Raw genomic sequence first — 17,419 nt, 5'->3', positions numbered from 1 at the left:
TTTATGAATTACAGCTTTTTACCTTAAGGTTTTCTTAAAACGTGAAAATAAGATGGTAAAAAAGTCTTAAAGGGTGGTATAATAACAGAAACGGTGCGCAAAATGCACAAATAATTACTTTGAGAGGTATTTAGTTTGAAGAGAAGAGCGATTTTAATGCTGACTGCACTTGCAATGACAGTATCCATTACAGCATGCGGCAGCAAAAACACAGACGAGACGGCAGCTGATTCGACAGAGGTTGCCATGACAGAAGCAGGAACAGAGGAAACCGAGACTGAAAGTGAGGAAGTGCTTCCAGAGGGGATGTATCGCAGCGAGCTGACAAACGAACTGATCGATGAGAGTCTTAAAAATCAGAGACCGATCGCAGTTATGGTGGACAATGAGTCTATTGCATTGCCACATTATGGATTATCCCAGGCAGATGTTGTTTATGAGATGATGAACAGTACATTAAACGGCAGGATCACCAGATTTATGGTACTTGTCAAAGACTGGGAGAATATCAAACAGTTAGGAAGCATCCGGAGTGTGCGCCCGACGAATATACTGATCGCATCTGAGTGGAATGCAGTCATCTGTCATGACGGAGGTCCTTTCTATATTGATGAATATATGGCAGATCCGAGTGTAGATAATTTTAGTGGTACTTTCTCCCGTGTGGATAACGGTAAATCAAGAGAGTATACCGAATATATCTTACCGGGCGATCTGGACAAGAACTTTGAGAACAGCGGTGTGTCCAAAGAATATACCTCCTATTATGAGGGACCACATTATCAGTTCGCAAGTGAGAGCAATCCGGTAGATCTTTCTTCTGCATCCGATGCAATCGATGCCAATACCGTGGATCTTCCGTTCCCACACAATGGTTCTTATTTAGAGTACAATGCGGATGACCAGCTTTACTACTACTCAGAGTATGGTAAAGCACATGTAGATCCGGGCAATGACAACAAACAGCTTTGCTTTAAGAATCTTCTGATCCAGAGCTGCGGATATACACAGTATGATGAACACGGTTATCTGATCTTTGACTGTGTCAGTCAGGGTGGAGGATATTATGTGACCAACGGAAAAGCAATTCCGGTTACATGGAAAAAAGAGAAAATGACTTCCCCGACACGTTATTATGATGCGGCAGGTAATGAGATTAAGATCAATACAGGTAAGACTTATGTCGGATTTGTTCCGGTAGATGACTGGCTTGATCTTGTAATTGAATAAGCAGATTGAAAAAATCCGTATTTCAGAAATGAAGTACGGATTTTTTTATATTGTTTTTAGGCTTTTAAAATCATGTGTTTTGCGGTAAAATGAAAAATATATGTAGTCAGAAAGCAGAATTTTGGCAGAAGCAAATGAATGGAAAGAAAACGGAGAAGCTGTAGTGGATAAAAGTACATTTGAGACGGACAGAGAATATACGGTATGGGAGATACTGAAGGGAAACCTTAAAGTATGGTGGCTGATGCTTGTTGGAGCACTGGCAGGAGCAATGCTTTTGGGTGGGTATAAATATTATTCAAACCGTTCTTATATTTCTGAAAAAAATTATGAGGATGATTACCGTGTTATGGCATCTTTATTTGTGGAGGAATACAGTACAGAGAGTGCTGCAGAGCGTGTTGGAACCGTGATCACAGTGGCAGGCAGCCGCAGTACCTATGAGAAGATGAAACAGTTAAGCGGATATGATATGGAATATCTGGCATATCAGGATATGTTTGATTTAGAGCAGAATACTTCTTCGGCTGTGATCACAGTGCATGTGAAATACCCAAGAACCTATGGAACATTTTCATTGGAAAATGAAAGTGATGCCCTGAAATTTGCCGGATATCTGTTAGAGGCAATAGAAGATACGGTACAGGAGAGTATTGGTAAAAACGGAGTACATGTATTAGATGCGCCATATGTGGCAGATGTTCAGCAGAGATATCTTGCTTATGCGCCTACTATACAGGAATTTAAACAGGAAGTTGCAAAAGCAGCAGTGGCGGGGATATTTTTCGGAATCCTAATAGAGGTGGCAATTTATGCAGGAATATGTGTGTCTGGCAAAAAGAGAGGAATATAGAGGGATAGCAAATGAATACGGTAAGAACATTTTTAAAAAATGCTGACGTAAAAAAAATCGGAGTTGTCTCTTTTTATGCCTATTTTGCAATCAACGTACTGATGAAAGCATTTTCCTACGATCATGGTGACAATATCTATAAATATTTTTTTTATACAGCGATCTTGTTCTGGGGCATCAAAATGATATTTACGACATATACCATGCGGGAAGTATTCTGGATCGCAGGTATGATGGGAATCGGAGTGATGCTTTCCGTGATCACAAGACAGAACATGTGGCTGCTGTCGATCATGACGGTGGCAGCGATGAAGAACTGTCGTTTTTCTGTGATTGCACAGATCGCAGTGTGGATCCGTTGTGTGGCAGCAGTGATACTGGTGGGAGGTTCTTTGATTGGAATTTTTAATATCGGAGAACAGACTAAACTTGATTCGGGCTATGTGGAACAGCATGTTTACGGATTTGCAATGGGGGAACCGAATACAGCGTTTCTGACGATATTTTTGGCGTTACTTCTGGTATTGTATTATAATTATGAAAGATTAAATATACTGTGGTTTGCTGTGACTTCGCTGATCGCACTTGTTTTTTACAAGATGACATTTTGCAGGACGGGTGTGCTTGTATTCTTTTTCTGCTGGGGGCTGATCTTATTTGAAAAGATTGTAAAAAATAAAAAAATAAAGTCTGTACTGGTGTGCTCTGTGTCGGTCGGTGCAGCATTTTCCCTGCTTACAACACTTTTTTATGATGGAAATAATGCATTGCTTTATAAGATCAATCATCTCGTTTCGGGAAGAGTTTATATCATGAATACTTATTATAAAGATCAGGGATTGTCTCTGTTTCCACGTACGCAGGCAGTTTTTTATACGAGTTATCATGGACTGATCGACAACAGCTATATGAATGTGACATTTTACGCAGGTATTCTTGTGGCGGTACTGTTCTTTGTGATCATCTTTAAAACTATGATAAGACTGTACCGGATGGAGTGCTATAAAGAACTTGTAATGATAGGAACTTTAGCATTGTATGGCGTGTTAGAGCAGTTTGTGTTAAATGGATTTATGAATATATTTTTACTTCTGTGCGGAATGTTATTATATCCGGGCATAGTGGAGGAAAAACATGAAAAATAATATTTATGTGTTAAATCAAAGACAGGATGAGACATTTGATGCAGCAGGCAAAGCAATGCGGGATGTGTTTTCTGTGCTTGCAGATAAAAATGCAAAGATTATCTGGAGCGTACCAAAACACTGCAGTAAATATTTAAAGCTGTTAGATCTGCCATATCTGGTTTTGTTTTTACTGTTTCACGTGAACAAAAACGACAATGTATTTTATTCGATTCCGGAGAATCATTTAAAAATCCGTCTGTTAAAAAGCCTGCAGCGTGTAAAAAAATACCGGATCATCTGTTTTGTCAACGATCTGAATGCATTCCGCTATGACGGACAGACCGATGGAGATCCCGGTGAGGTAAGGGCGCTTGCAGCAGCAGATAAAATTCTTGCACCGAATGTCAATACTGTTTCCATGTTAAAGAAAAACGGTATTTCTTCGGACATGATACCGGTCGGAATCTGGGATTACCGGATGAATGAGACACAGATCGCTAAAATCCGTGAAATATCGCATGCACACAAAAAAGAAAATGAAGTAAAAATTGCATTTGCCGGCAATTTAAACAAATCAGAATTTTTATCTGTCATGGAGATACCTTCTGATGTCAGAATGGAATTATGGGGAAAACTTGATCCGGAGCGTGAAAAAACGCTGGCAGATGGGTGTTATTATCACGGAATATTGTCTTCCGATGAGATACCGTTCGCAGTTGCGGAGATGGATTATGGATTAGTCTGGGATGGCAGCGGAAAAGATGAGATCGAAGGCGGCCTGGGTGAATACCTTCGATACAACAATTCACACAAATGTGCACTTTACCTTGCGTCAGGTCTTCCTGTTATCGTATGGAGTCAGTCAGGAATGGCATATTTTGTAAAAGAGCATGCCTGCGGTATCGTTATTGACCGTCTCAGCGATCTGGATCAGGTACTCCGTGAAGCAGATTATGAAAAAGTGAAAGAGGCAGCACTTACCGTTGCCCCGAAACTGTGGGAGGGCTATTACTTAAGCAAAGCGATAGATACAGCTTCATCAAAGCACAGGATTGAAGCAACCGGGAAGGCGGATAAGGATATGTAAGTGTTTTGTTTATTCCATTATACACAAAGGAGAAAAGTTAGTTATGAAAAAGAAATATTACCTTGAAGCCATCCGCATTGCTGCGATCCTGATGGTCATGTACAATCATTCTGCAGCATTTATGTCATTTTCTGTTCAAAGTGGCGTCGAATATGCAATATCGTTTTTCCTTTCCATGATATGCAAAGGTGCGGTACCACTGTTTTTCATGGTATCCGGTGCACTTCTGCTCGGAAAAAATGAGAGTGGAAAAGACTTATTCCAAAAAAGGATTCTTCGCATGATTTTCGTAATCGTGCTGTTTTCATTTTTATATTATCTGAAACTGGTATTAAAAGGAGAGCGTCCGTTTACACCGTTTTCTTTCCTTTTATCCCTGCCATCAGATCTTGTTTATCTGCCATACTGGTTTTTATACAGTTATCTTGGCGTGCTCACTATTTTACCGATATTACGTCCGCTGGCACAGAATATGACAAAAAATACCTTCTGGTATCTGATCATTCTGCAGTTATTGCTTGATTGCCTGAAAACTACAGCGTGGGTATTGTGGGGATATGGACTCTGCGGATACTATAATTTCGGCGGACTGTTCCAGTATGTTATTTTTTATCCGCTGATCGGATATGGGTTAGATCAGTATTTCAGTGAGAAAAAATTTGTGACGCCGCAGAATATAGGAAGAAACCTGGCTGTGATCGCTGCGGCAGTTTTCACGCAGATGATGGTATATAAAGATTACCTTTCCGTTGGAAATTACCAGGAAGTATATCTTGGCACATGGCTGTCTGTCCCGGTCATTGTGATCTTCTTAAATGCAAAACTTCTCTTTCAGGAAGAACGTCTGTCTGAGCACACGAAAAAAGTTCTGGGATGTGTCGGAAGCTGTGTATTCGGATGTTATCTTTTAGGTGGATTTATCGGAACAGGGGGAAGACTGGATATCATTGCAAATACATTAACCCCTGTGATCGGAATGCTGCCGGCGTACATCATTGAGATCCTGATTGCTTTTCTGATCGAAGTGGCAGTTACGCTGGTTTTGAAGAAATTACCGGTATTCCGGAAATTATTGTAGGAAATGTAATTAGCAGGATTTTGGAAAAAAGAGGTGTGCCGGGAAATTCCGGAACACCTCTTTTTGTCTTTTAAGTGAACATCATCAGGCAAGAAAATACGCCATTAACTTTTCTGCTACAGTTCTTACCACATTTGCACCCCACATTACCACGCGGTTGACCACATCCACGATCCATGGCTCTAAATGTCCGATCGTCGCTTTACGTACTTCATTGAGCAGACATGCAATTCCCATGATCGCAAGCACATAACCGATCGCAGGAAATACTAAAAACCATGATCCTGCATAAGGTTTAAGATCGATCCATTTCAGCAGAAATGTCTGTACCGTTCCGTCTAACACATAAATGGCAAGTACATTTCCTGCAGCACGGTTGATAAAACGGCTGTGAAAATGAATCTCCCGAAACAGCAGCAATACCATGACAGAACCGAATATAATGAAGATCGAGCAGTCACGGCAGAAGGTCGTATAGAGTTTTCCACGAAGAAATGTCAGCGAACTGTCCGCAAGGAAAATAAAGCCAATGCTAAGAAGCAGCCCTGAAAGAAGGCGATGAACATTGTGGCTGCGGTTATGATAGAGTGAAAGGTAACGTCCGAGCAGATAGATCATAACCATGTGAACTAACCCTTTTCCACCGTCCTGCATGATCTCAAAAAATCCGAAAGTAGGGATCACAGAGAAAAGAAGCAGCAATATGGCAAGCAGCTTCCTAAAGTTTTCCTTTGATAGTTTTTCCGGGATCTGGTTTAAAAACGGTGTTAAAAAGCAGAGGAAAAAGTAGCAGCTGATAAACCAGTAATATCTTGAAATTACAGGAATACAGGATTTAATCAGTGATTTTATGCCAAAATTGCCGACGGCGATCGTACCAAATACCGTAAAAAAGATGATCATGAGATCAAGCCGGATCAGTTTTTTGAAATCAAAACGGATACCAAAATAACCGGAAATTAATATAAAACAGGTAACTCCCATGTTAAAAATGGAATTGACCAGTACATGGATCTCTGTGTTAAGCAGTGATACAGATGTATCAATACCTCCGAAAGTGTGCATCATCAGGATACCAAAGATGCATAATAAACGTAATAATTCAAAATTCGAAGAACGTTCTTTGGACATGATGTCTCCATTTCTGCCCGTGCTGCGGGGCATTAGAAATTTTTGCACAGATTATGTTTTGTATGGTGTTCTGTGCATTTTTTGCAGCAGAGTATTACAGATCTATACAAAGATCATGCTTTCTGGCTGCGTCTGATCTTTAGTTTCTGCTGCCACTTTGTATTGCCGTGTTTGATATCCGCAAGTCTGCCGCGGCATTTTAACATATAGGTCACAAACTTGGCATGTGCGGAATAAGACTGGTTTTCATAGATTCCTTCCATGAAGATTTTTGTGATATCAACAAAGTGAAGATTCAAAAACCAGGTTTTTTCGTGTCCGTCGATCGTATAACAATAAGGTCTGCCGTTTTCCCAGTGAAGATTTTTCACACTTAAGCGTTTGATATATTCATACTGGTGTTCTAAGTAGCCGGAAGATTCGCCGACAGAATTATCAAATACGCTGTGGTTCGCATCGTCTTGTAACAGGTTTAAATATTCGCCTTCCGGAAGAGATGAAACCCAAAGGTGCAGCAATGCCATCTCGCCGACACCACCGTACATGCCGAATTTGCGGTGGACATCCCATTTTTTCATCAGGATATCTTTATGATTTGCATACATATCGATACAGAAATCCGTAAATTCACGAAGACCTTCCGTGGTAAAATAGGAAAATCCTGCGCAGGTTTTCCATTTTAGACCGTTACCTTCTTCAAGCATTGCAAAATCCTGTAAAAGCGGAGTCTCGGCAGCTACCTTGCAGTGACGGAACGGTTCATATTCACTGACATTTAAATAAAGCAGAACATCACTGTCGATGATGACACATTCTTCAAAGGAGTTGCGCTCTAAATACTCTAATATAAGGAAGAAACGTTTGAAGATTCCTTCTGCCCACGCAGTCGGATAGGTAGAAAGATTTTCAAAAACAGAGTGGAACTTTGTCCATTTTTCAGTGATGAAATCATTCGCATTATGCCAGTCGTCACACCAGGCTTTGTTGTATTCATCGCCTAACAAAACAACTTTTTCATTATATTTTTTTGCCTGTGCAATACAGTATTTTAAATATTCCTGGTTCTTTTTTCCGGCAGCCTGTGCCTTTTCTCCGGTTTCATGGTGAACCATAACAGGAATAATCTTACTCATAATAATTGTCCCCCTTATTATTCTTTTTTCCAGTAAGTGCCGCCTTCTACGTCGCTGCTTCCGGTCGGTACTTCGCTTGCCATCGGATAATGCCAGTAATCGTTATACATGGCAACGATATCCGGTTCTTCCTCGTCCCAGCGTCTTCCTTTTAAACCAAACAATATCTGCAGGCATCCACCGAGATGAATTGCCTGTTTTCCCATTTTTTTGATATGGGCAGCTAATGGATAACCGTAAGCTCCACAGCCGAGCAGGGCGATGTCAAAATCGATTTTTTCGCATTCCCTGCACATATAATCGAGCGCGTCAAACCATGTGGCAAAACGTGCATCTGTAGCATTGCCTGCGGTCTGCACTGCTTTTAAAGTTTTTAATTCAAATTCAGGCAGAATGTCTGTACCAGGAAAGAGTTTATCAAAGTGTTTATACTGGTTTTGAATTGACTCTTCAAATGGATGAATGACAAGTACCTTTTTCCCGGCAAGGGCAGCAGACCATGGATTATTGCTGCGCCATGGTTCTAAGGAGATCAGCCGGCAGGTTGCAGATAAATCTTTACAGTATCTGCGGATATAATAATCCTCACAGGCATTCTGCCACAAACCTAGGATATCCGTCTGCCTGCAGGCATCTTTCATGATATCGTTAAAACGGGGAAGAAGTGCAGGATCATTTGGGAAAAAGCCGGCGCAGGTAAAAAGCTGTTCGCAGGCTTTTTCTTTTTTGGATTCCATGTGAAATTCATCCACGCGCATGTTAAAAAGCTCGACAGCACCAAAACGTCCCATCATAAATGGCTTGCCGGAACCAATCAGGTCTGCCGTATATTTATTTAATGTATCCGTATCATAGAACGGTTTGCCGACATAATGCCGGTAAAGAAAATCTGAGTCATCTGTTGCCTGCCGCAGTTTGTTGCGCAGACAGTATTTTAACTGATAATAAGAGGCTCCGAGGATCGTACCCATCTTAAGAACACTCCTTTCTGATTGCAGTACATAGATATAAACATCATAAACAATGCTTCCTGCGGTGTCAAGAAAAATGGAACAGGCAGAGGAATCTACTGTTTGACACTCACTATATATATTTGATACAATAAAGAGTAAATGAAGTTGAGAAAGTAACAGATAGAGGAAAACGTTATGAATACGATTAAATGGAAAATGCCGGATCAGTATCTGACCGAGTGGTACCGGAATCTTTCGGGAGCGGTAAAGACAGCTTTTTATGCTGCGTTTGTGGCAGGGCTTGCAGCACATTTGTATCAGTTCACCAATAAATTATATAACTATGATGAACTTGCAAATACACCCGGAGGTATCGGACTTAGCACAGAACAGGGAAGATGGCTGTTAAACTGGATGGGACAGTTTATGCATTCGGTATTTGGAGGTTCTTATTCACTGCCTCTTTTTAACGGGATCTTTGCACTTTTGTTCCTTGCATTATCAGCAGGAATGATCGTTTCCATCTTTCAGGTGAAAAACAGGCTGACCGCAGGACTTATCGGAGGACTTATGACGGTATTTCCGGCAGTTGTGTCCATGTATTTTTTTATGTTTCTGTCACTTTATTATGCGATCGGTATATTTTTCAGCGTGCTTGCTGCGTGGCTGACTGTGAAATATCCGAAAAATATCATTGCAGACATAGCAGCAGTTTTAATGGCTGCCTGTTCACTGGGTGTATATCAGGCATATTTTCCGGATACTGTATGTATCCTGCTTATGGTAGTGATCTTAAAGGCAGGATTTGGCGGCGTAAAAGAGAAAACACAATGGAAAGAATTTTTTCTTATGGTCGTCCGATTTTTAGTTGTGATGGCAGCAGGTATTGTAGTTTATTTTCTTATTAATAAGGCAGTACTTGCAGTAACGCATATACAGCTTACGAGTTATCAGGGTGGCGATACGATGGGAAAGATCACGTTTACGCAGCTCATTGATGCAGTGAAGCAGTGTTATACTTCGTTTTTTGATCTGGGATATTCGGATGTTATGGGGATTAACTATAACCGGACCATAAAACGTCTGATCAAAGTGATGTGGCTGTTATTTGCAGCTGGTATCGGAGCATATCTGGTTTTAAAGAAAAAGGAATATTTAAATAAGGTAATTGCTCTGTGCGGCATATTGGTATTTCCGGCAGCAATGTTTTTGATCTATGTGATGGCACCGAATTCTTATTGTTATACACTGATGGCATATCCGGTTGTATTTTTCTTTATATTTTTCCTGCTCTGGATGGATGCATGTTTGTGGAACCTGAAACTGCAGGCACCGGTTAAGAGTATAGCAGGCTGGGTATCGGCACTGCTTACAGCAGCATTGGTAATTGTGTTTGTCTGGTATGCAAATGGAAATTATATGGCACTTGAATATACGAAATATCATGATTTTTCCTATGTACAGACTTTGATCACAAAAATACGCAGTGTGGAGGATTATTCCCAGGATAAAGCTGTGATCGTGGTTGGAACACAGATCTCAGACAGCACAGGCAGTATGGGAAGCCTGATCGGTGATACGTTTATCGTTGGTGGAAAAGCAGATACTAATTTAGGGTATAATTCACTGCTGTATCTGATGTCTGACTACCTTGGATTTTCACCATATTATGGCACTTATGAGGAGATTCAGAGCTGGATGCAGAGAGAAGCGGTGAAAGAAATGCCGGCTTATCCTGCAGATGGCTCCATTCAGGTTATCGACGATACGATCATTGTAAAATTGTCTGATTATGAAATGAATTAAGGAACGATTGGATGAAAAAATATTTATATCTTATGAGAGTACATCATTATATCAAAAACATACTGATTTTTATGCCGCTGATCTTCAGCGGCAATCTCACAGACCGCCGGAAATTTATGGCAACATTACTTGGAATGATCGCATTTTCGCTGGTCACATCCGCTGTCTATATTATTAATGATATCAGGGATGCGGAAAAAGACCGGATGCATCCGACGAAGAAAAAACGTCCGATCGCTTCCGGCGCAGTCACACCGGTGCATGCTGTGATACTGATGGCAGTCATTCTGATCGTGGCAATGGTTTTACTGGCAGTATCAGATGCAACAGCAGGCAGTTATACACTTGTGCTGTTATATCTGTTTATTAATGTGGCATACAGTATGGGACTTAAGGATGTACCGCTTTTGGATGTGACCATCCTTGCTTCCGGATTTTTGCTCCGTGTACTCTTTGGTGCAGTGCTGACTGGAACGGAAGTATCTGAATGGCAGTATCTGACTGTACTTTCCGGCGCATTTTATTTCAGCCTTGGAAAGAGACGAAACGAACTGCAGAAGAAAAAAGACGGGGATACGAGGAAGGTACTTAAATATTATACGAGAGATTTTCTTGACAAGAACATGTATATGTGTCTTGCCCTGCTCAATACATTTTATGCTCTATGGTGTAAGGATATTACCAATGCAGGAATGAAATATGCAATGTGGACTGTACCGATCGTGATCTTAATCTGCATGAAATATAGTCTGACGGTTGAGGGCAATTCTGAGGGAGATCCGGTTGAGGTGCTTTTACATGATAAGGTGCTGATGGCGCTCTGTGTTGTTTACGGTATTGTAATGGTAGCTATGCTTTATTCCGGAGTATAGTCTGCAGGCTGTTGAAAAAGTATGGTTAGTTAGTAGAAAAGAGCTTGGAAATGAGGTTTTTATGAAACGAACATATAAATTTGGCTGGATCATTTTGATCGCACTGATTCCGCTGTTGCCATTATCGGGCTGGAATTACAGCATTGATGTCAGCGATGTCGGTTTTAATCTGAATCAGTATCGTTTTTGTTTTACAGATATGGACAGTACTTATCTTCCTTTGTTTCTGACGAATATTTTAGGCGGCTGTCTGTTAAGATTATTTGAAGTGCTGCATATACCGGCATATATCGGTATGGAGGCTGCATGGGCAGCAGTCTGTTTTTATCTTTGCTTCTTATCTTACCGGCTCTATGTAAGATATCGCAGGGATACATTGATACTTCCGGCACTTGCGTTTGCTATGGTGTTTGCAAAATGTAATTTTCATTTCTTTATTTATAATACGGCAGTTGCATTTATGGCACTGACGGGATTGTATTTTCTCATCCGGGCGGTCAATGATAAAAAGTCATGGATGCTCTTTTTTGCAGCAGCATTTTTTATGCTGGCTTCTTTCTGCAAGATATCTTCCCTATTGCAATTTGCTGTATTTGCAGTTCTTTTTTATGATCTTTATCGGAAAAAGGATGTGGCATATTTTGTACGTCAGGTGTTATGGTGCGTGGCAGGTGTTTTGTGCAGTTTTGCAGCAGGACTTGTGCTCATGTACAAAACATGTGGGATCAGCACTTATTTTCAGATGGTTGCAGACATGTTTCTCTATGCGGGAAACTCAAATGACGGACATACAATCGGCAACATGGTGGTGATCAATTTCAAGGGAACTGTGCGTGGAATGTTGTTACTTGCCGTGATCTATGTTATTTATCTGGCAGCAGCAAAAATAAAAAGGCTTGCGCCGGTTATTGGATATGGTATGATCGCTGTGGCAGTGCTTTTGCTGGCAGGAGCAGTTTTAGGCGCAGATCAGATTGCAGGATTATCGATCCTGTACCGTGTGCTTGGAGATTATCTGAATGCAGTTGCAGTGATAAAAGCCATGATGTATGTATGTGCAGTTCTGATCTTAAGAGACAAAGAAACTTCGGAAGAATTTAAAATACTTACATTAGCATCCTGTGCGCTTGCAGTCCTGATGCCGATCGGTTCAAATGTGGGAATCACACATCTGTGTAATGAAGCGTTTTATATTCTGCCATATATTTTGATCTGTGCTGGAGAGAAAATCAGAAAGTCAGAGAACAATAGAAAAATTGTTGTGATTATATTCACAATATGGTGCGTGATATTAACTGCGTCACAGAGTCTATATATGACAAAGGCATACGTAAGAGATAAAGAACAAAAGCAGCAGTTTACACTTGATGAACTGCGTGGCATCAGGTATGATACAGCTATTGTCCTGCCAATGGAAGAAGTGGTAAACTTTATAAAATCATATGGCGGGGAAAGCGATAAAATGGTTGCCTGTGGTGCAATTCCGATATTACATTATCTGACAGGAAGAGCACCATATATTACAGGCTGCGGCGGCTGGATCGAGACAGATTATGTCACGGCAGAAGAGATAAAACAGCAGCTTGATGCATCGGCAGAGTCAGACAGCGGCGGAAAAACAATGCCGCTTGTGGTTTTTAATAAAACAGCGCTTGACAAACCGTCGGAAAAGACGGACGTGGTTTTGTCATTTGTAAAGAAATATTCTTACCAGCAGGTATTTGAAAATGAAGAATATAAAGTGTATGCAAAGAAAAATTGAAGTATATGGGCAGTTGAACCACCGGATATTACAGAAAAGTATGAGGTAACAGAGAAATGATAGCAGTAAAAATTGGAGACGGCATGGGTAACCAGCTGTTTAATTATGCCTGCGGCTATGCCCAGGCAAGGCGGGAGAACGATTCACTGCTTCTTGATATTTCGGAATGTGATAATTCCACTCTGCGGGATTTTGAGCTTGACAAGTTTCATCTGAAATATGATAAAAAGGAATCATTTCCAAATCATAATTTAGGTCAGAAGATTTACAAGAACATAAGACGTGCGTTAAAATATCATGTGATCAAAGAACGCGAGGTGTATCATAACCGTGGCCACCGTTATGATGTGAATGATATTGATCCGGGAGTATATAAGAAAAAATTTATACGTGATAAATATCTGTATGGTTATTGGCAGCATCTTGCTTATTTTGAAGAATATTTAGACGAGATCACTGCGATGATGACGCCGGCTTATGAGCAGAGTGAGACAGTGAAAAAGTTACAGGAAGAGTTCAAAAAGATGCCAACCTGCGCCGTGCACGTCAGAGGCGGGGATATCATGGGACCTGCCGGTATTTATTTTAAACATGCCATAGAGCGGATGGAACAGGAAAAACCGGGTGTGCGGTATATCGTGTTTACCAATGATATGGAGCGTGCAAGGGAAGCACTTGCCTCCATATTAGAAAGTCAGAAACAGGAAGCAGGCGGGGATCAGCTGAAAAATGAAGTGTGTCAGATGGAAAACAGGCTGAAGTTTGTCACGCAGCTTGGAAAATTTTCTGACGTGGACGAATTTTTCCTGATGGCAGCATGCCAGAACCAGATATTGTCAAACAGTACATTTTCGACATGGGCAGCTTATCTGAATCAGAATCCGGATAAGACGGTCATTATGCCGGATGATCTTTTAAGTGAGCGGATGTGTCAGAAAAACTGGATAATTTTAAAATAAGAAAGGCAAAAGAATGAAAGATTTGGTAAAAAGTGTATTAAAAGTTTTTGACGGAAAACAGAAGCGGAAACTTGTCGGAATGATGTTTCTGATACTGATCAATTCCGGCGTCAGCCTGCTTGGTGTTTCTGTGTTATCCCCGTTTATCACAGCGGTAATGAATCCGGAACAGTTATTAAAAAATGATATCATACGTTCTGTTTATGATGGATTTCATATGCAGAATACAAATCAGCTGATCACATTTTTATGTGTGCTGATCATTATTGTGTATATTGCCAAAAATGCATTTATTATTTTCATCAATAATATGCTGTATTGTTTTTCCTATTATGGAAAGCGCGAGATGCAGGATCGTATGATGAAATATTATATCAGCAGGGATTATACATTTTTTCTGAATCATAACAGTGCAGAGCTGATGCGTGATATCAATACAGATCCGGAAATGTTTTATGCGGCGGTATTAAATATGCTTCAGCTTATGTCAGAGCTCTGTGTCAGCCTGATCTTAGTCGGATATCTACTGGTAAAAGATGCCCTGCTTACTTTAGGTGTTGCATTTGCAATGGTTATTATGGTGTTTATCTTTATGAAAAAACTGCGCCGTACCTTAGCGCGTTTCGGTGATGACAGAAGAAAATACAATGCCAATATCTTACAGTGCATGCAGCAGGCGTTTGGTGGCATCAAAGAGATCAAGATTGCAAACCGTGAGGCATATTTTGAAGGGGAATTTGTAAAGCAGAACGGTCTTTATACGTATGTGATCAAACAGAACTCTTTCTTAAGTTCCATTCCAAAGCCGATCATGGAAGCACTCTGCATCACAGGACTGATGGCAGCGATCGTTGTCCGTATCAATGCAACTTCCACAAGCCCGGAGCAGTTTGTCGGAACACTTGCGGTGTTTGCAGCGGCAGCATTTGCCCTGCTTCCTTCGGCAAATAAAATGTCAGAATATTTAGGATCGATCATCCATAATGGTGTCGTGATCCACAAGATCGGCGAGGAGTACGCAGCGATCCGTGACATGGAGATCCAGACAGAAAAAGAAGAAAACTACAAAAAAGTAACCTTGGACAAAGAAATCAAAGTCGAAGACATGACCTTCCATTACCCGGACACAGAGGATGCTGTATTATCCCATGTAAATGTGACAATTCCAAAGAACAAGTCCGTTGCATTTATTGGACCATCCGGTGCAGGAAAGACCACGATGGTCGATCTGATCCTTGGAGTTTTAAAACCACAGGCAGGAAAAATCACGGTAGATGGAATGGATATCAAAGAATCTTATCGTGGATGGCATGACAAAATCGGTTATATTCCGCAGACAATCTATATGTTAGACGATACGATCCGCAACAATATTGCATTTGGAAGGACAGAAGGCATTGATGATGCAGATATCTGGGAAGCCTTAAAACAGGCGCAGCTGGATGAATTTGTGAAGTCACTGGATGAAGGGCTTGATACAATGATCGGAGAAGCAGGTGTCCGCTTATCCGGTGGACAGCGTCAGCGTATCGGTATTGCGCGGGCACTTTACCGCAGACCGGAAGTGCTTGTCCTTGACGAGGCAACTTCCGCACTGGATACGGAAACAGAGGCTGCTGTCATGGAAGCAATCGACAGCCTGCAGGGAAAAATGACAATGCTTATCATTGCACACCGTCTGTCTACCATTAAAAACTGTGATATGGTATATCAGGTAGAGGGCGGAAGTGTGACAAGGAAAGAAAAGGAAAGCGTATGAGTAGTGAACCGATGATAATTATAGAACCGTGTGCAGGGCTTGGAAACAGGCTGCTTGGTTTAGGATCTGCCTATGCAGTGGCAAAGAAATTAGACCGTAAACTGGTCGTGATGTGGAAACGTGAAGTCGGATGCAATATCCGTTTTCAGGAATTATTTGATCTGCCGTTTGAAGTCGTTGAGATCAGTGAGAATGGTCTCAAAAAAGAGCCGGTAGCACAGATACTTGGAGACCGTGCCAAAAAGAAATGGAGAAATTCGGCAGACCGTTTTCTGGAGTGTGATGAGGTGGAAAAAATCAAAGAGCGGGAAGGATATGAGGGATTATTCCGCCTGATCGAACAGACTCCGGTTATTTATTTAAAGGCATTTGGACCGATCTGCGAAGTTACAGCAGAGAGTTATTCCTTTGTAAAACCAAGTAAAAATATTGAAGAAAAGGGTGCATATCTGTTCCGGGAACTGACCGGGCAATGCGTGGGGGTACATGTCAGAAGAACCGATCATACGGAGGCGATCGCAAACAGTCCGCTGGCACTCTTTGCCGAACGAATGAAAAAAGAACTGGAAACAGCAGCAGACACCAGCTTTTTTGTAGCAACCGATGATAAAGAAGTGCGCAGGGAGTTAAAAGAATTACTGCCGGACGCAAAACTGATTTTCCCACAGTCGGATGTGATCGACCGCGATTCGAAAGAGGGAATTGAGGAGGCATTTATTGAAATGCTTGCGTTGTCAAAGTGCAGAAAGATTTTAGGAAGTTATAATAGTACATTCAGTTTACTGCCATCGTATATTGGTAATATACCGCTTGAGACGGTGCACAAGTAAATGCGGGAATGTTTTTGACAAAGATACTGTCATTTAGAAAAGACAGTGCAGGGACGGAGAAAATATGGAACTTACGACATGCAATATTTTAGGTCTTGATATCCTTGTGACGGATATGAAAAAGACCATAAATCTGATCGAGCAGAATATAGAGCAGTTGAGAGGGCAGTATATCTGTGTGGGAAACGTGCATACGACAGTGATGGCGCACGATGATCCGCAGTATCATACTGTACAGGCAGGTGCGGCATTTGTCCTGCCGGATGGCGGACCACTTTCCGGTTACAGCAGGAAACACGGATTCCCGGATGCAGAGCGTGTGACAGGACCGGATCTGATGCTTGCATTATTTGCACGCGATAACGGACTGAAACATTATTTTTACGGAAGCAGTGAAGAGACGCTTTCACTGTTAAAAGAAAAACTGACGGAAAAATATCCGCATCTGCAGATTGCGGGAATGGTATCGCCGCCATTTCGTGAATTATCCGAAGAGGAGGATAAAGAAATGGTGGGTAAGATCAATGCGTCCGGAGCAGATATTATCTGGGTGGGATTAGGTGCTCCGAAACAGGAAAAGTGGATGTATGCACACAAAGACCGTGTCAATGGCGTGATGATCGGTGTTGGAGCCGGATTTGATTATCATGCAGGAAATATTAAGCGTGCACCGGGCTGGATGCAGAAATTAAGTTTAGAATGGCTGTATCGTCTCATGCAGGATCCGAAGAGACTGTTTAAACGCTATCTGGTAACCAATACACGTTATCTGTGGCTGATTCACCGGAAATAGTTGTGAAATATAAATTTGAGATATAAAAGTATGGAATTGTTACAAT

The 17,419-nt window shown here is 41.3% G+C and carries 15 protein-coding genes; 12 read left to right on the top strand and 3 right to left on the bottom strand.

Features of this window, described 5'->3' with window-relative positions; all coding sequences use genetic code 11:
- Positions 1-135: 135 nt before the first annotated feature.
- The 5 genes from DW650_RS13020 (at position 136) to DW650_RS13000 (ending at position 5,375) form a co-directional block, all read left to right on the top strand.
- Positions 136-1,230: a DUF3048 domain-containing protein gene (locus DW650_RS13020; protein ID WP_243102959.1), complete on the top strand. Its 1,095-nt coding sequence runs from the start codon at positions 136-138 to the stop codon at positions 1,228-1,230.
- A 121-nt stretch (positions 1,231-1,351) separates the two neighbouring features.
- Complete coding sequence (locus DW650_RS13015; RefSeq protein WP_243102958.1) at positions 1,352-2,083, top strand: toxin-antitoxin system, toxin component; 732 nt, start codon at positions 1,352-1,354, stop codon at positions 2,081-2,083.
- Positions 2,084-2,094: 11 nt separating this feature from the next.
- Positions 2,095-3,228, top strand: coding sequence for a hypothetical protein (locus DW650_RS13010; protein ID WP_117920998.1), 1,134 nt, complete (start codon positions 2,095-2,097; stop codon positions 3,226-3,228).
- On the top strand, positions 3,218-4,297 hold the full coding sequence (locus DW650_RS13005) for a hypothetical protein (protein WP_117920997.1): 1,080 nt from the start codon (positions 3,218-3,220) through the stop codon (positions 4,295-4,297). Before DW650_RS13010 ends, DW650_RS13005 begins: the two co-directional genes overlap by 11 nt.
- Before the next feature lie 43 nt (positions 4,298-4,340).
- The gene (locus DW650_RS13000; RefSeq protein WP_118210158.1) at positions 4,341-5,375 is read left to right on the top strand and encodes an acyltransferase; all 1,035 of its coding nucleotides are present in this window, start codon (positions 4,341-4,343) and stop codon (positions 5,373-5,375) included.
- An 84-nt stretch (positions 5,376-5,459) separates the two neighbouring features.
- Here DW650_RS13000 and DW650_RS12995 read toward each other — a convergent pair whose 3' ends face one another.
- From DW650_RS12995 to DW650_RS12985, 3 genes are all read right to left on the bottom strand, one after another.
- On the bottom strand, positions 5,460-6,506 hold the full coding sequence (locus tag DW650_RS12995; protein WP_118210157.1) for an acyltransferase family protein: 1,047 nt from the start codon (positions 6,504-6,506) through the stop codon (positions 5,460-5,462).
- Positions 6,507-6,619: 113 nt separating this feature from the next.
- Positions 6,620-7,639: a hypothetical protein gene (locus DW650_RS12990; RefSeq protein ID WP_117920995.1), complete on the bottom strand. Its 1,020-nt coding sequence runs from the start codon at positions 7,637-7,639 to the stop codon at positions 6,620-6,622.
- Positions 7,640-7,656: 17 nt separating this feature from the next.
- A complete protein-coding gene (locus tag DW650_RS12985; RefSeq protein ID WP_117920994.1) occupies positions 7,657-8,610 on the bottom strand; it encodes a GT-D fold domain-containing protein in 954 nt (317 codons plus the stop codon).
- Positions 8,611-8,787: 177 nt separating this feature from the next.
- Here DW650_RS12985 and DW650_RS12980 point away from each other — a divergent pair, with 177 nt between their 5' ends.
- From DW650_RS12980 to DW650_RS12950, 7 genes are all read left to right on the top strand, one after another.
- A complete protein-coding gene (locus DW650_RS12980) occupies positions 8,788-10,398 on the top strand; it encodes a glucosyltransferase domain-containing protein (RefSeq protein WP_118210156.1) in 1,611 nt (536 codons plus the stop codon).
- 11 nt (positions 10,399-10,409) lie between these two features.
- On the top strand, positions 10,410-11,270 hold the full coding sequence (locus DW650_RS12975) for a UbiA prenyltransferase family protein (protein ID WP_118210155.1): 861 nt from the start codon (positions 10,410-10,412) through the stop codon (positions 11,268-11,270).
- Between the two features lie 61 nt (positions 11,271-11,331).
- Positions 11,332-13,032 carry a hypothetical protein gene (locus DW650_RS12970; RefSeq protein ID WP_118210154.1) on the top strand — a complete coding sequence of 567 codons (1,701 nt, stop codon included), beginning with the start codon at positions 11,332-11,334 and terminating at the stop codon, positions 13,030-13,032.
- Between the two features lie 56 nt (positions 13,033-13,088).
- Positions 13,089-13,991 (top strand): alpha-1,2-fucosyltransferase, encoded by a 903-nt coding sequence (locus DW650_RS12965; RefSeq protein WP_118210153.1) that lies wholly within the window; start codon positions 13,089-13,091, stop codon positions 13,989-13,991.
- Positions 13,992-14,004: 13 nt separating this feature from the next.
- The gene (locus DW650_RS12960; RefSeq protein WP_117920989.1) at positions 14,005-15,750 is read left to right on the top strand and encodes an ABC transporter ATP-binding protein; all 1,746 of its coding nucleotides are present in this window, start codon (positions 14,005-14,007) and stop codon (positions 15,748-15,750) included.
- Positions 15,747-16,580 carry a Nodulation protein Z (NodZ) gene (locus DW650_RS12955; RefSeq protein WP_117920988.1) on the top strand — a complete coding sequence of 278 codons (834 nt, stop codon included), beginning with the start codon at positions 15,747-15,749 and terminating at the stop codon, positions 16,578-16,580. Before DW650_RS12960 ends, DW650_RS12955 begins: the two co-directional genes overlap by 4 nt.
- Before the next feature lie 64 nt (positions 16,581-16,644).
- Positions 16,645-17,373 (top strand): WecB/TagA/CpsF family glycosyltransferase, encoded by a 729-nt coding sequence (locus tag DW650_RS12950; protein WP_118210152.1) that lies wholly within the window; start codon positions 16,645-16,647, stop codon positions 17,371-17,373.
- Positions 17,374-17,419 lie beyond the last annotated feature (46 nt).

It is taken from the genome of Roseburia sp. AM23-20, assembly GCF_003470905.1.
Taxonomy (GTDB): Bacteria; Bacillota; Clostridia; order Lachnospirales; family Lachnospiraceae; genus Roseburia; species Roseburia rectibacter.
Note: the sequence above shows the minus strand (reverse complement) of the source record. Positions and strands in the feature narration are given on the sequence as shown.

What these genes read in the sequence shown, in the direction of transcription:
- DW650_RS13010 (WP_117920998.1), top strand. Translation starts at nt 2,095, where the DNA reads ATGAATACGGTAAGAACATTTTTAAAAAATGCTGACGTAAAAAAAATC.
- DW650_RS13005 (WP_117920997.1), top strand. Translation starts at nt 3,218, where the DNA reads ATGAAAAATAATATTTATGTGTTAAATCAAAGACAGGATGAGACATTT.
- DW650_RS13000 (WP_118210158.1), top strand. Translation starts at nt 4,341, where the DNA reads ATGAAAAAGAAATATTACCTTGAAGCCATCCGCATTGCTGCGATCCTG.
- DW650_RS12995 (WP_118210157.1), bottom strand. Translation starts at nt 6,506, where the DNA reads ATGTCCAAAGAACGTTCTTCGAATTTTGAATTATTACGTTTATTATGC.
- DW650_RS12990 (WP_117920995.1), bottom strand. Translation starts at nt 7,639, where the DNA reads ATGAGTAAGATTATTCCTGTTATGGTTCACCATGAAACCGGAGAAAAG.
- DW650_RS12985 (WP_117920994.1), bottom strand. Translation starts at nt 8,610, where the DNA reads ATGGGTACGATCCTCGGAGCCTCTTATTATCAGTTAAAATACTGTCTG.
- DW650_RS12980 (WP_118210156.1), top strand. Translation starts at nt 8,788, where the DNA reads ATGAATACGATTAAATGGAAAATGCCGGATCAGTATCTGACCGAGTGG.
- DW650_RS12975 (WP_118210155.1), top strand. Translation starts at nt 10,410, where the DNA reads ATGAAAAAATATTTATATCTTATGAGAGTACATCATTATATCAAAAAC.
- DW650_RS12970 (WP_118210154.1), top strand. Translation starts at nt 11,332, where the DNA reads ATGAAACGAACATATAAATTTGGCTGGATCATTTTGATCGCACTGATT.
- DW650_RS12965 (WP_118210153.1), top strand. Translation starts at nt 13,089, where the DNA reads ATGATAGCAGTAAAAATTGGAGACGGCATGGGTAACCAGCTGTTTAAT.
- DW650_RS12960 (WP_117920989.1), top strand. Translation starts at nt 14,005, where the DNA reads ATGAAAGATTTGGTAAAAAGTGTATTAAAAGTTTTTGACGGAAAACAG.
- DW650_RS12955 (WP_117920988.1), top strand. Translation starts at nt 15,747, where the DNA reads ATGAGTAGTGAACCGATGATAATTATAGAACCGTGTGCAGGGCTTGGA.
- DW650_RS12950 (WP_118210152.1), top strand. Translation starts at nt 16,645, where the DNA reads ATGGAACTTACGACATGCAATATTTTAGGTCTTGATATCCTTGTGACG.